This is a genomic window from Polaromonas vacuolata, from assembly GCF_012584515.1.
GTDB lineage: Bacteria > Pseudomonadota > Gammaproteobacteria > Burkholderiales > Burkholderiaceae_C > Polaromonas > Polaromonas vacuolata.
The window spans coordinates 2174051-2188684 of sequence record NZ_CP051461.1 but is presented as its reverse complement, the minus strand read 5'-3'; the positions used below and the strand labels follow the sequence as shown (position 1 = coordinate 2188684).

The window sequence follows — 14634 nt, the reverse complement described above, 5'->3', positions numbered from 1 at the left end:
GTAGTTATTGCATAACTTTTCTCGCTTTGAGCGTAATTTACTGAGCTTATTTGTGTTGCTTATTAATGTTAAAAATATGGCTGATTTACTGAGACTTAAATTAAAAAGTAGATCTTAGATTTTTATATCACAGACGATTTAGGGTTTGTCCTATATTTTTAAAATTCACCCCTATAATCGCCAACTGATTGACGGTGCTCGAGTCACTTTAATCAGTCGAAATTTAACCCAAGGCGTTTGCCTCTAATTTTTGACAGTTTCCGGAAATTGTTTTCTACCATTATTCAAGGACAGTAAAAATGAACAAATCTCTCGTTTTGGCAGCTATCGTCGCTGCAATGGCTTTGGCTGCTTGCGGCAAAAAAGAAGAAGCTGCACCAGCGGCAATGGCTGCACCAGCGGCAATGGCAGCTCCTGCTGAAGCGGCTTCTGCTGCTCCAGCAGCTATGGACTCTGCTTCTTCCGCTATGGGTTCTGCTTCTTCAGCCATGGGTTCTGACGCCGCAATGGACGCTGCTAAGAAAGCAGCTGCTGCTGCAGCTCCAAAGTCTTAATTTTTTAAGATCAACTTAAAAGCCGCCTTAGGGCGGCTTTTTTGTGGGTGAAAAACTATTTATCACCAAATACACGTCGTTTTTTATGTTGGCCCGAGTTAAAACTCTAACCAGCCAGTGCCTTCGTTAGGACTGGCTACCAAGATGTCTTGTGGTTCGCAGTTGAGTGCTTGTGCGATCGATCGCTGCGCCAGTTCTGGCCGGTTGTTTTGCTCACTAAGATGAGCTGCCACCAAGTGTTTAAGACCTGGATGAGCGATGTCGCGGGCTAGGTTGGCGGCTGCAAGATTAGATAAGTGCCCGTGCTGGCCGCTGATGCGCTGCTTTAAAAAGTACGGATAGGCTGAGTTTTCGAGCATAGAACTGTCGTGGTTGCATTCCAGCAGCAGCGCGTCGCAGCCGGCCAAATGCTGCGTCACATGTGCGGTCACATGACCCAAGTCAGTCAGTATTCCCAAGCGGGATGCGCCGTCGCTACACGTTAGTTGCAGTGGTTCGCGCGCATCATGCGGCACGGTAAACGGCAACAATTGCAGACCGCCCAAGTTTATAAGCTGACCGTCTTTTGCGATGTGCAAGAAGTCAGCAAAGTCAGGTTCACGCAGTGCTGCATGAGTGCCTTGACTCATCCAGACAGGAATTTTCATCTTCAGCGCCAGCGAGCGAGCGCAACCAATATGGTCGCCATGCTCGTGGGTGATGAATATCGCATGGATGTCGCTAGTTTGTAGACCTGCGACTGCCAATCTAACTTGCAATTGGCGTATGCCCAGCCCGCAATCAACCAGCAGCCTGAAAGGATTTTTACCACCAGCTTCAACCAGCGTAGCGTTGCCCGTGCTGCCACTGCCTAGGTTTTTAAACCTCATGGCAGACGGCCCGGATCTATGGGTTTATTTGAGATCGTCAGCAATCACCTGAATAATGCGTTTGGCATTACCCGAAGTCTCTGGCTCACCCTTGTCATTGAGCACACTGACAGTAGTTGCCTGGCCTACGCTCTTGACACTAATACGGTATTGCAACGGCGCTACTGTTGGCTTGGCCGCACTAAATATTTTGCTGAAAAAGCCTTGTTCTTGATTTGTTGTGGTGGGGTCCACATAGCGAACAAAGTAAGTGCCTTTTGAGCGGTCGCGGTCTTCAACAGTAAAGCCAGTACGGTCTAATGCCAGGCCGACACGGCGCCAAGCGCGGTCGAACTCATCATCGATCTGTACCACTGGCAAGCCGTTAAGGCTTGCAATGCGTGATGTGCTGCGAGTCGATTGGGCTGCAACTAGAGCGGCAGACTGTTCTTTGCTCACACCTAACTTGACCATCATGCGGCGCAAGAATTCAGTCTCAAGCTCTTCATCTGCCGGGCGTGGTTGCCAGACAGTGCCGTCGCCTAGTTTGTTTCCTGTTGTTACGCCAGTCACTACTTCGACCAAGCCGCGGTGGCTGATATAAATTTCTGTACCACCGGCTGCATTGCGCTCTAGCCGGGTGCGAAATTTATCGCGCTCGCCGGTAGAGTACAGACTGTCAAAAACTTTACCGATTGCTTGGCGGATAAAGTCCTGCGGCAGCTTGGCGCGGTTTTCTGCATAGTCGGTCTCCATGATGCCGAGGTTTTCTTGGTCTAGCGTGAGCAAAAAGCCGTTCTCAAGCCAGAAATCACGCACTGGTGACCAGAGCTTATCGGCCGGGCGGTCTACGACCAACCAGCGCTGGTTGCCACTGCGCTCAATGCGCACATCACCAATACTCAGGGCAGCTAACGGTAGGACTTGCTTTACTTGATTAGCTTGCATGCCACTGGCTGTAATAGCTGCGCCTGGCACCACATAGCGGTTGTCTTTGGACAGCTGGGTTAAGTCAGGTGGTATTTCAAGCGAAGGTGCAGTGTTCTTGCCTTCGGTTTTGTAATCGACTTTTTGACCTTCCATCAGACTGCCCACACTGGTGCAGCCGCTCAGCACCAAGGCTGCGCAAACAAGTGTTAAAGACGGCGTTAGCGATTTTTTTGCTGACGCAAGCGAAGCGAGCAGATCGGTGCGAATTTTCAGAGTCTTCACTTGGGTTTCCTTAAAAATCAGATCAGGCCGCAAAGGCGTAAAGCGCCCTCGACGACGGCTTCGTTTTGTGTTTCTAACCGGGTCATAGGCAGGCGTAGCGCAGGGCCACAAAGACCCATACGGGCCATTGCCCATTTGACCGGTATCGGATTGGCTTCAACAAACAGTTGCTTATGCAGTGGCAATAACTGCAGCTGCAGCGCCATGGCACGTTTGACATCGCCGTTAACGGCTGCCATACACAACTCATGCATGAGGCGGGGTGCAACATTGGCTGTCACGCTGATATTGCCGCTGCCGCCGCACAGCATGAGAGCGACTGCTGTTGGGTCGTCGCCAGAGTAAATCGAGAAATCAGCTGGCGCCTCTTTGATTAACCACTGCGCACGCTCTATGTTGCCAGTGGCTTCTTTGATCCCGACTATGCCGGGTATTTGAGCCAATCGCAGCACGGTTGCGTGTGCCATATCGGCGACCGTGCGTCCGGGCACGTTGTACAGCACTATGGGTAAATCCCCTACGGCTTCTGCGATTGCCTTGAAGTGCAGGTATTGACCTTCTTGAGTGGGCTTGTTGTAGTAAGGCACGACTTGCAACTGGCAATCAGCGCCTACTTGTTTGGCAAATTTTGCCAAATCAATGGCTTCTGCCGTAGAGTTTGCACCGCAGCCAGCCATGATGGGTACGCGTTTGTCAGCTTGTTCGACGCAAACGCGGATGATTTCGCAGTGTTCTTCGACGCTGACGGTGGGTGACTCGCCGGTGGTGCCGACCGCGCCTATGCAGTCAGTGCCTTCGGCGATATGCCAGTCCACCAGTTTGCGCAGTGCGGGGTAATCCACGCTGCCGTCTTCATGCATGGGCGTTGCCAATGCAACAATGCTGCCAATAATGGGTTTCATGTCTTTGCTCAGGTTGTGGCTGGAGTCTGGATGTTGTCGCTGGTGTGTCCAGCAGACCGGCTCTTATAAACGCCAACTTAGATTCTAACCAGAGCTTAGCAGGCTTCTGAATTACTGCCGGAGCTAGCTACGTGCTGTGCTTGGGTCATTTGTCGCGTCAAATTGATGTTTGGCAACTCGCAAATGTTTGAGTTTGTTGGAGCTGTCGCTAGCTTTTTAACGGTTTGGCTTGAAATTTTCTGCAAGCAATGTCTGGCTTGCAGGCTCAAACTATTGGCCTAATTTGTAGCGAATCGGTACTTTGGTTTCTGACTCAGCCAGTACCGCTTGCCTGACGGCCGCAATGCGTTGAACAAAACGTTGGCCGTGACTTTGTGATGCATCTTCAAAGCCATCTTCAAAAGCCACGATTCGCAAGTCACGGCAGATGTCGAGTAACTCACCGCTGCGCAACAAAAAGTCGGCTCGGGATGGTTTGCCGACGCTGGCATTGCCATCGGTAAAAGTTTCGTAAATTAGCACTCCGCCTGGCGCCATGCTGTCCAAAATCTTGGGCATTAAGGCGCGCCAGAGGTAGTTGGTGACGATGACTGCGTCAAATTGACGCTGTCCCAACGGCCATGGATTATTTTCGATATCCGCTAGGACGGCTTCGCACGCGGGCAATGCTTGTTTGACGGCTTCAATGGCGGATTGCGAAATGTCGACGGCCACGATTAAACAGCCTTTACTGTCAAACCACCTCGCATGTCGGCCGTTACCGCAGGCCAGATCTAGCACGCTGGCGCCGGGCGTCACCAAATGTGACCAGCGCTGCACCCAAGCGGAGGCCGGCTCTGCGCCGTGTGGAATGGTGCTCATGCGTGTTCTATCTCTTTGCTGACTGGTTGTTGCGTGATTAAAAACATGACCAGACTTGATTGGCCATACGCAACATAAATTCTGGTCGAGTGTAAAGGCCAAACACAGCCAGAAGTGTCGCTAGCGCTAGCGTGTAAAGCGTGATTTGGAGTAATAACTTACGCGTCATGGTGCAACTACAGCAGCGCTTGCAAGTTCCGCAGGACGGCCGCGTTGAATCGGCGCTTCACGCACTGGTAGGTTAATCAGGCAGGCAAACACGCCTAAAACAATCGCCAAATACCAGACCAAGTCGTAGCTACCGGCCCGGTCGTAGACATAGCCGCCCAACCAAACACCCATGAATGAGCCAATTTGGTGGCTAAAAAAGATAAACCCGCTGAGCATTGACAGGTGTTGGATGCCAAAAATTTGTGCCACTGCCGCGTTGGTAGGCGGTACGGTTGAAAGCCACAGCAAACCCATCACAGTTGAGAAAATGTACACACTAGTGGCGGTGAGTGGAGCAAGTATGAACACCGTAATCACCACGGCGCGGGAAAAGTAAATCGTCGAGAGTATGGTTTTCTTCTGGATTTTCTGGCCCAACACGCCGGCGGTATAAGTGCCAAACACATTAAAAAGACCGATTAATGCCAGCGCGTAGCTAGCTACCTGCGGCGACAAGCCCTTGTCGCGCAAGTAACTTGGCATGTGCACACCAATAAACACCACCTGAAAACCGCAAACGAAGTAACCCGCCATGAGTAGCTGAAAGCTCGGGTATTTAAAGGCTTCTCGCAGCGCCTCGGCAATACTTTGTTCGCGCTTAGGCGCACTGTTGCCGCTGGCAAAGCCACCTTCGCGCAGACCTAGGGCCAGCGGCATGATGAGTAGCATCGACACGCTAAGCACCAGCAATGCCTGCTGCCAACCTAGATTGCTGATCAAAAAACCTTCAGTCGGCACCATTAGGAATTGACCAAATGAGCCAGCCGCTGCGGCCACACCCATGGCCCAGGAGCGTTTTTCAGCTGAAATATTGCGACCTATCACGCCGTAAATCACGGCATAAGTGGTACCGGCTTGGGCTGCACCGATTAAAACACCAGTGGTCAAGGTGAAAATCAAGCCGGTTGGCGACAACGCCATGCCAGCCAAGCCTAGCGCGTAGAGCACGGCACCTGTCAAAATTACTTTAAAGGCGCCAAAACGGTCGGCCGCCATGCCGGCAAAAATGCCAAATACGCCCCAAGACAGATTTTGTATGGCGATCGCAAAAGAAAACGTCTCGCGGGTCCATCCCATCGCTTGCGTAATCGGTTGCAGCCACAGTCCAAAGCCGTGACGCACGCCCATGGAGAGCGTGACAATCGCCGCACCACACAAAAGCACTTGAAAAGTCGAGAGTTTTTTGTTTGCACCGCTTATAGGGGCGCTAGTTATTGTTTTGGACATGTAGCCGACTTTAAACAAAAGTTCAATATTGTGTGTAGCGCGCGTTTGCTTTGTATTACAGCGCAGCAGACGTAATGATCCTAACGGGCAAGTTATAGTAGAGAAAATTATTTTTATACTGTGTATTCATCCAGCAGGTGAAAAGACCGCGATTACACTCAAGCCAAATTTTCAAAAGCCATGGCCGTCAAACTAACCCCCGAATATTCCGAAAACTCGATACGCGTGCTCAAGGGCTTAGAGCCTGTCAAGCAGCGTCCGGGCATGTATACCCGCACCGATAACCCACTGCACATCATCCAAGAAGTGCTGGATAACTCCGCCGATGAGGCCTTAGCTGGCCACGGCAAAAAAATCCGCGTCACCTTGCATCTCGACAGCTCAGTCAGCGTAGAAGACGATGGCCGCGGCATCCCGTTTGGTATGCACCCAGAAGAAAAAGCGCCGGTTGTTGAGCTGGTTTTTACCCGCTTGCATGCTGGCGGTAAATTCGATAAAGGCAAGGGCGGTGCCTACAGTTTTTCTGGTGGTCTGCATGGCGTGGGTGTGAGCGTGACGAATGCTTTATCTACCCGACTTGAAGTCGTGTCATACCGTGAAGGCAAGGTCGCTCGACTGGTGTTTTCTGGCGGCGACGTGATTGAGCCGCTGGAAATACGCCCGGCGCAAGACGGTGAGCGCCGCTCCGGCACCGTGGTGCGCGCTTGGCCAGACACCAAATATTTTGAGTCCCCGGTGCTGCCACTGGCCGAGCTGACGCATTTGCTGCGCAGCAAAGCCGTACTGATGCCCGGCGTGACGGTGACTTTGATCAACGAAAAAACCAAAGACACGCAAGTTTGGTTATACAAAGGCGGTCTGCACGACTACCTGATGCAAACCCTCAACGGTGAGTTAGTCATACCCATGTTCGAGAACGAAGGATTTGCTGACGGCGCGCATGAGAGTTTTGCCGAAGGCGAGGGCGCTGGTTGGTGTGTTGCCTTTACCGAAGACGGCCAACCCGTGCGTGAGAGCTATGTCAACTTAATCCCCACTAGCGCTGGCGGCACACATGAAAGTGGCTTACGCGACGGTTTGTTTACCGCCGTTAAAAGCTTCATCGATTTACACAGTCTGCTACCCAAGGGCGTCAAGCTCTTGCCCGAGGATGTGTTTGCGCGCGCCAGCTATGTGCTATCGGCTAAGGTTTTAGATCCGCAGTTCCAAGGTCAAATTAAGGAGCGGCTTAATTCCCGTGATGCCGTGCGTTTGGTGTCTAGCTTTGTACGCCCAACCTTGGAGCTGTGGCTGAACCAGCATGTGGACTACGGCAAAAAATTGGCTGAACTGGCGATTCGCGCTGCCCAGACACGGCAAAAAGCCGGTCAAAAAGTTGAAAAACGCAAGGGCTCTGGCGTGGCCGTTTTGCCCGGCAAGTTGACTGATTGCGAGAGCAAAGATTTAGCCCATAACGAAGTTTTTTTAGTCGAGGGTGACTCCGCCGGCGGCAGCGCCAAGATGGGTCGCGATAAGGAAAGTCAAGCCATATTGCCGCTGCGTGGCAAGGTACTCAATACCTGGGAAGTTGAGCGCGACCGACTTTTTGCCAATACCGAGATTCACGATATTGCGGTGGCGATTGGCGTGGATCCGCACGGTCCCTTGGATTCGCCCGATTTAAGCGGTTTGCGTTACGGAAAAATTTGCATACTCAGTGATGCGGACGTTGATGGCTCACATATTCAAGTCTTGCTGCTAACTTTGTTCTTTAGGCATTTTCCAAAGCTGATAGAAACCGGACATGTATTCGTCGCCCGACCGCCGCTGTTTCGCGTCGATGCGCCGGCGCGCGGTAAAAAGCCGGCGTCTAAAGCTTATGCGCTGGATGACGGTGAACTCAAAGCGATTCTCGACAAACTGCGCAAAGAAGGCGTGAAAGAAAACGCCTGGACTATCAGCCGCTTTAAAGGTTTGGGCGAGATGAATGCCGGCCAGTTATGGGAGACCACACTCAACCCCGATACGCGCCGCTTGTTACCGGTTCAACTTGGAAATCAAAGCTTTTTGCAGACTGAGGAATTGATCACCAAACTCATGGGCAAGGGTGAAGCCGCCTCTCGACGCGAACTGATGGAGTTGCATGGTGATGCGGTTGATATTGACGTTTAGGTTCTACGTTTGAGTTGTACGGTTTAGTTAAACGATTGAGACAGACGCTTGAAATTTTCTCTCGTAACCCGCTTTGTTTTTTGAAGTTTGCTCGGGTCAACTTTTCAATATCCTTCGCCCCCAAAGCATCTGCATCTTCACTTGCTTCTTAATTGCGATAAGCGCGAGATGCAACGTTTGATATAGCGCCGCCCAAGGCAACACATTTTTAATTTATTTTTATAGCCGCTAAACACCGCCATGGATGATCTTTTTACATTAGAAGCCGAACCGGCTCAACCTGAATCCGCTGACCAAGACTCACTGGCCGCTTACGCCCAGCGCGCGTATTTGGAATATGCGCTCAGCGTCGTCAAAGGCCGGGCTTTACCCGATGCCTGTGATGGCCAAAAGCCGGTGCAGCGCCGAATTCTCTACAGCATGGCGCGCATGGGTTTGAGTTTTGGTGGAGCTAATGGCGCCAGTGGTGCCAAGCCAGTGAAATGCGCCCGTGTGGTGGGCGATGTGCTGGGCCGCTTTCACCCGCATGGTGACCAAGCCGCTTACGATGCACTGGTGCGCATGGCGCAGGATTTCTCACAGCGCTATCCGCTTATTGACGGTCAGGGCAACTTCGGCTCGCGCGACGGTGATGGTGCGGCTGCCATGCGCTACACCGAGGCGCGGCTGTCCCGCATCACCAGCTTGTTGATGGACGAGATTGACGAAGGCACGGTCGACTTCATCCCCAATTACGACGGCTCGACTCAAGAACCAAGTCAGTTGCCTGCACGCTTGCCGTTTAGCTTGCTCAATGGCGCCAGCGGCATTGCGGTTGGTCTGGCCACCGAGATACCTAGCCACAATTTGCGTGAGGTCGCTGATGCCTGCGTAGCATTGATTAAAAATCCCAATCTACCTGATGCAGAGCTCTATGCCATAGTGGCTGGCCCAGACTATCCGGGTGGCGCGCAAATCATCTCGACAACGGCTGATATTGCCTCGGCCTACAGCACTGGCCGGGGTTCGCTCAAAGTGCGTGCGCGTTGGAAAATTGAAGAACTTGCACGCGGTCAGTGGCAGTTAGTGGTGCAGGAATTACCACCTGGTGTGAGTACCCAGCGCGTGCTCGAAGAGATTGAAGAAATCACCAACCCTAAAATCAAAGCCGGCAAAAAAGCCTTGAGCGTGGACCAAGTGCAGCTCAAGCAAACTATTTTGTCGGTGCTAGATGTGGTGCGTGACGAGTCTGGCAAAGAAGCCGCTGTGCGCTTGGTGTTCGAACCCAAGACCAGCCGCACATCGCAGTCTGAGTTAATCACCAGCTTGCTGGCACACACCAGTCTAGAAAGTTCATCACCGATTAATCTAACCATGATTGGGATTGACGGCAAGCCGGCGCAAAAGTCGCTGCGCCAGATGTTTGTCGAGTGGATTGCTTTTCGCCAAAGCGTGATTGAGCGCCGCTCGCAGCACCGTCTGGATAAAGTGCTGGATCGTATTCACATTCTCGAAGGCCGGCAGCTGGTGCTGCTCAATATCGATGAAGTCATTGCCATCATCCGTCAGTCCGACGAGCCCAAGGCCGCTTTGATGGCGCGTTTTGATTTAAGCGAGCGTCAGGCCGAAGATATTCTTGAAATTCGCCTGCGCCAATTAGCCCGCCTTGAAGCCATCAAAATTGAGCAAGAACTGGTTGGTCTGCGCGAAGAAAAAAGTCGCTTGGATGAAATTTTAGGCAATCCGTCTGCGCTTAAACGCCTGATGATTAAAGAAATAGAGGCCGACGCCAAGCTCTTCGCTGACCCGCGTCGCACCTTGATTCAGGCAGAGAAAAAAGCCGTGCTTGAAGTCAAAGTGTTAGATGAGGCAGTCACTGTTGTGATCAGCAGCAAGGGTTGGATACGCTCACGCGGCGGCCACGGGCACGACCCGGCGAGTTTTGCGTTTAAGTCTGGCGATGCGCTTTACGGCACATTTGAATGTCGCACAGTTGATATCTTGTTGGTGTTCGGATCTGCCGCCAAGGGCACTGGCCGAGTCTATTCAACACCGGTCGCGTTGCTGCCCAATGCGCGCGGCGATGGTCAGCCAGTGACGACGCTTATTGAGTTGGAATCCGGCACGCAACCCGCGCATTATTTTGCTGGACCTAGCAGTGCCAGTTTGCTCATTAGCAGCAGCGGCGGTTACGGCTTTATTGCCACGCTGGAGAACATGGTATCGCGGCAAAAATCAGGCAAAGCGTTTATCAGTTGCGGTGATGGCGAATTAATTTGCAAGCCTTCACCAGTGGCAGGCAGTTCTGCTGCCGCGCCGTTGTTGCCAGCAACGCACGTGGCCTGCGCATCTACCGGTGGTCGTATTTTGACCTTTGAGATCAGCGAGCTGAAAAATCAACCTGCTGGTGGACGCGGCTTGATGTTGATTGATCTTGATGACAAAGACAATCTAGCCGGCGCTGCCGCCTATACCCGTAGTGTGAAAATTTCCGGCATTGGCAGAGGCGCTAAGCCGCGTGAAGAAACGCTTGAAATTCGAAGTTTAAATAATGCCCGCAGCGCCAGAGCGCGCAAAGGAAAAGCGGCTGATTTGGGCTTTAAACCAGCAACGATCACGCGGGTGGAATAATTATTTTTGAGCCAGTTAACGCCAGCAACTTGCAAGCGTAGCGCCGTCTGCGTTGCCGGTAATTAAGCGCCTACCGGTGCTGGTCAGTTGCAGTGTCCCGCATCTGTCGCCTGTCATGCTGTTGGCCGGTACGGCCTGAAGCGTGAAGCTATTACTGGTAAGAGTGTTTGCTGCAAAACTGATGTTGTAGTTGGCATTTGCAGCAGGGCTATCTTTGGGTGCGTTTGCCAACACTGCTGGAATCACTACCGCAGCCGGCTGCGCGGTATTTGTCTGGTCATACCTGTCATTTTGAGAATAAAAACGCTGCATGAATTGCGCCACTTCTAGCAGTTGACCGGCGGCTTGTGCGCGCTTTGTTTTGGCGACTGACTCCCTGTAACTGGGGTAGCTAATGCTGGCGAGAATGGCCACTATCGCCAGCACAATCATGACTTCTAGTAAGCTAAATCCGCGCATTTTGTGCTGCGGTTGATAGTTGATAGAGATTTGAAAATAGGTTTTTTTATTACTCATCTTTAATGCTCAGTGTCGAATAAATTGAAGTTTTTTTAAGGTTGATTGAGCTGGCGCCAATCGCGTTTTGCACTGCGGCTATTGCCCTGAAACTTTTGGCTTGTAGCAGAGCCGACGCCACTACCGACCAGTCCTGATTCTGATGTTCCCAGCATATGCACGACAGTAGCTGGGCCGTTTATATTGAGCTCTATGCTCACCGCCGTCAGGCTGTCTGTGGCATTGATAAAGTGGTCCGCATTGGTATCAAACGTCGGTTTAACAATAGCGTTCATAAACGGGTCGAGTACAAAAGCGTGGCGGCGCATATAGTTGTTTTGACAACTGATGCTGTTAACCGGTGTGACGGTCTGCATCATGACCCGGCCTATGCTGACTTCAGGATCGTCAACCAAGCGCTGACCGGGCGCAATGCTCAAAGGTAGGCGCCAGCCACGCTTGGTCGCATAGTCCACAGGCGTGACCATTAAGCCGTAAAACACACCGTTCGTATCGCTTAATGCCGTGTTGGATAAGCTTTGATTGACAATGCTGCTGGCCTCTGTGACGCGATCTGCTGACTGAATCGATGTTGCACCGATAGCAACATTGTCCCAGACGCCATAAAGCGCGCGCGCACCTGTGTCAGTGCCATCCGTCGTCTCAAAAAGCTTGCCGCTGCCAAACAACACCATCACGCCGCCAGAGGGATGGAGCACATAAGTCGGTGCGGCGCTAATCGGCTCAGGACTCGCCGTTGTGTAGAGTGGATTGCGGTCTGCGCCGGTAGTTCCGAAAGCGACATTCCAGTCATCTCGCGTGCTGGACGACAGATCAAACTTCCATAAATTGCCCAATTGGTCACCGGCATAAGCGGCCACAATTTGTTTTTGAATATTGCGCACCAGTCTGACGCCGCCCAGACCGTTACGTGAAGCATTGCTGCCTCGCCCGGTGTCTATGACTTTGATTAATACGCCGGTGATGGCATTGATGATAAAAAGCTGGGCTTTGTGACTCGCACTTTCGTAGCCATTGCCGACGATGACTACCCATGTGCCGTCACGCATCACACCGTGTTCAGGCGCTGCCAGTTGGTAGCCTAGCTCTGCAAATCCGGTGCTTGCGGTGTTGATTTCCCACATGACATCGTTTGCGCTTGGCGCTGAAGTGCTGGCGCTGTATGGTGTTGGAGGACTGGCGCCAGTTGCCCAAGAAGCTACCACCGGAACATTAATAGCAAATATTGCTTTTGCGCCCGCACCAAGACCTGCAACGACGAGGTTGCGCCATTTGTTTGCACCGCTGTCGTAAACATCGCTTTCAACGACTGGGCCGTCGACATAATAGTCGTGGATGTAGTTTGATTCCGAAAGTCGTTTCATTTTGTCGAGTAATGAGCCGGGAATAAAAGCAAAGGACTCTGCGCCTGTGCTGTCGCTAAAGGCGTGCAGCATGCCATCGTTGGCGCCTACGAAGAGTTGTGCTTCACGCAATTTTTTCGCGGTTAAAAATTTGCGGTAAGAATCTCGTGCCGCTCTGAGCGAATCTGTGTCGGGTAAAAAATCATATTGCCCATCAAGCTGGTCTTTAACCAACACCGGGGCTGAGTTGACGATATCGCCTAGAGCCGATGCGCGTTGGCGAAAGCCGTTGCCTTCTAAGCTGCGCTCACCGCGCAAGTAGTTCACTAAATTTCTGCCTGCGTTATCGTTAGCGCCAAACAGCTGAGTTCTCATTGCGACGGTCATGCTATCCCAGTTAAAAGCCAGGCTTTTAGGCACGCTGGTCGCTGCGGAGTTGAGGACGACTATGTTGCGACTGGCAAAGGCAGGAATATGCTCAGATGCACGCCAAATTGCACTTTGGTTGCCATCGCTGATTGATAAAGCGGTGGCTTCGACATCGCCACTCCACATCGCAGAACTATAAGTTGGCACATATTTACGCGACCTAGAGGTTGCTGAAATAGCTTTTGCAGAAACCGCTACGCCCGATTCACTGCCATTAATTGATCTAATTTCGTCAACGATATTTTTCAGTGCCTCGGCATATTGTGTTGAGTTGCTGGCGTTGAGAAAACGTCCCCGGCTGTTGACTGCGGCATGCCAGAGATCGTCAATGTTTGCAATCCTGTTCTCGCCCGGTTCTGGCCAGGTTTGACTACCTGCCGTCAGCCCTGGTAAAGCTGTGTCAGGGTTGAGTCTTCCACTCACGCCAAAGCCTATGGTGTAGGTCACCAAATGTTGCCAGAAAGCTGGGTCAGTGCTGGTTGGGCGTACCGCGTTTTCAAGTCCGGGGTTTAAGTCGTTAACCCAGTAATACATTGCCACATCTGCCAAGGTATTGCTAAATTCATCTTGATAGGGTCTAGCTGGACTGTATTGATAGCGTTGATTGTTCACGCCCGTAATAACCGGCCCTAAGCTGTTGTCAACATTGGCTTTTGCCGCCTCGGTTGGCGCTGCATCACTGTTCCACATACCGTCTGTCATTAATACGTGAAACGATCGGCGACAAGATTGAGCTGGGGTGTCGCTTGTAGTGCCTGGTTGGTCACCCCATGGGCCTCTGGAGTCAGTGTATGAAAAATACTGACCTACGTTGTCCATTGCGCGCCTTAGCGGCGTGCCGCCATAGCGTGGAATTTGTTGGTTGAGCCAATCATAAAAGGCATTTTTAGAGCCACCCTCATTCAGACTAAAAGGTCTGACGCCTTGTTCAACAGTGGAGGTGGTTTGTCCGTCAATATTCCCAACAGCGCTATTATTGATGCGGCCATAACCCACTCTAAATGTGGCGGGTATAGCGTAAAAAGCCTCTGAAGTCCCGGCTATTGCGACCCGCATTCTGGTGCGGTGATAGCTGTACCAATTAGAGAAATTTTGCAACTCTTCAGCCCCAGTACAGCTAATTCCAGCGCAGTCGTTACGCGCAGCGTGCTTTGGCGTATTGACAGACGGGTAGGTGCCAGCCGCAGTGATTTGTACCAGCGTGAAGTTATTGGCAGCAGTACCGTTGCCACTGGTTAAATCGTAATACTGTGCCAAGTAAATACTTTGTGTTGAACTGGCGCCGCAATCACTCTCAGAAATGCACCACCTGCGGTCGAATGACTGCAAGGTGGCAAGGTTTATGACGCTGGTGTCATTGGCGATTTCTGGAAAAACTCGGGCCTGCGTGGCAAGCGTGGCTGGCCAGCGCGAACCGTCTTTTTTCATCCAGGGTTGATAACGGACGTTGGGGTTGTAGTACTGCAAATTGATCGCTGGTGAGCGCACACGCATATTAAAAACTGATTGGCTGTCTGCCGTGGCAACCCCATGTTTCCAATTGGCCGTCATGTCTGGCATGACGCCTACTTGGAATGAACCTACACAAATTGAATCCGGCAGACATTCCCAACCCATAGAACCGGAGTCATCCAAAGTGAACATCAGGTTAGGCGCCACAGTTGTGCCTGCGGCTTGCAAAGGAATTCTGAGCATCTCTGATAACGCATTGCCCGTCAGTTTAAAAGCAGCGCAAGCAATAAAAAGCTAATTTTTTTCATGCTGTTAATCC

At 51.8% G+C, this 14634-nt stretch carries 10 protein-coding genes; 3 read left to right on the top strand and 7 right to left on the bottom strand.

Features of this window, described 5'->3' with window-relative positions:
* Positions 1 to 299: 299 nt before the first annotated feature.
* Positions 300 to 554 carry a hypothetical protein gene (locus HC248_RS09965; RefSeq protein ID WP_168922338.1) on the top strand — a complete coding sequence of 85 codons (255 nt, stop codon included), beginning with the start codon at positions 300 to 302 and terminating at the stop codon, positions 552 to 554.
* Between the two features lie 98 nt (positions 555 to 652).
* Here the strand turns inward: HC248_RS09965 and HC248_RS09960 are convergent, their stop codons facing one another.
* From HC248_RS09960 to HC248_RS09940, 5 genes are all read right to left on the bottom strand, one after another.
* Entirely contained in the window at positions 653 to 1423 is a 771-nt protein-coding gene (locus HC248_RS09960; protein ID WP_168922337.1) for an MBL fold metallo-hydrolase, read from the bottom strand.
* A gap of 24 nt (positions 1424 to 1447) precedes the next feature.
* A complete protein-coding gene (bamC, locus tag HC248_RS09955) occupies positions 1448 to 2614 on the bottom strand; it encodes an outer membrane protein assembly factor BamC (RefSeq protein ID WP_420371984.1) in 1167 nt (388 codons plus the stop codon).
* Between the two features lie 17 nt (positions 2615 to 2631).
* The gene (dapA, locus tag HC248_RS09950) at positions 2632 to 3516 is read right to left on the bottom strand and encodes a 4-hydroxy-tetrahydrodipicolinate synthase (protein WP_168922335.1); all 885 of its coding nucleotides are present in this window, start codon (positions 3514 to 3516) and stop codon (positions 2632 to 2634) included.
* Between the two features lie 270 nt (positions 3517 to 3786).
* Positions 3787 to 4377, bottom strand: coding sequence for a class I SAM-dependent methyltransferase (locus HC248_RS09945; protein WP_168922334.1), 591 nt, complete (start codon positions 4375 to 4377; stop codon positions 3787 to 3789).
* A gap of 165 nt (positions 4378 to 4542) precedes the next feature.
* Complete coding sequence (locus tag HC248_RS09940; RefSeq protein WP_168922333.1) at positions 4543 to 5814, bottom strand: MFS transporter; 1272 nt, start codon at positions 5812 to 5814, stop codon at positions 4543 to 4545.
* 180 nt (positions 5815 to 5994) lie between these two features.
* On the opposite strand from HC248_RS09940, the gene HC248_RS09935 reads away from it, so the two are divergent.
* Together HC248_RS09935 and parC are read left to right on the top strand one after the other, a co-directional pair.
* Positions 5995 to 7965: a DNA topoisomerase IV subunit B gene (locus HC248_RS09935; RefSeq protein ID WP_168922332.1), complete on the top strand. Its 1971-nt coding sequence runs from the start codon at positions 5995 to 5997 to the stop codon at positions 7963 to 7965.
* Positions 7966 to 8205: 240 nt separating this feature from the next.
* A complete protein-coding gene (gene parC / locus HC248_RS09930; protein ID WP_168922331.1) occupies positions 8206 to 10575 on the top strand; it encodes a DNA topoisomerase IV subunit A in 2370 nt (789 codons plus the stop codon).
* A 15-nt stretch (positions 10576 to 10590) separates the two neighbouring features.
* Here the strand turns inward: parC and HC248_RS09925 are convergent, their stop codons facing one another.
* A complete protein-coding gene (locus tag HC248_RS09925) occupies positions 10591 to 11091 on the bottom strand; it encodes a type IV pilin protein (protein WP_202882362.1) in 501 nt (166 codons plus the stop codon).
* 35 nt (positions 11092 to 11126) lie between these two features.
* Entirely contained in the window at positions 11127 to 14558 is a 3432-nt protein-coding gene (locus HC248_RS09920; RefSeq protein WP_168922330.1) for a pilus assembly protein, read from the bottom strand.
* Between the last annotated feature and the right edge of the window lie 76 nt (positions 14559 to 14634).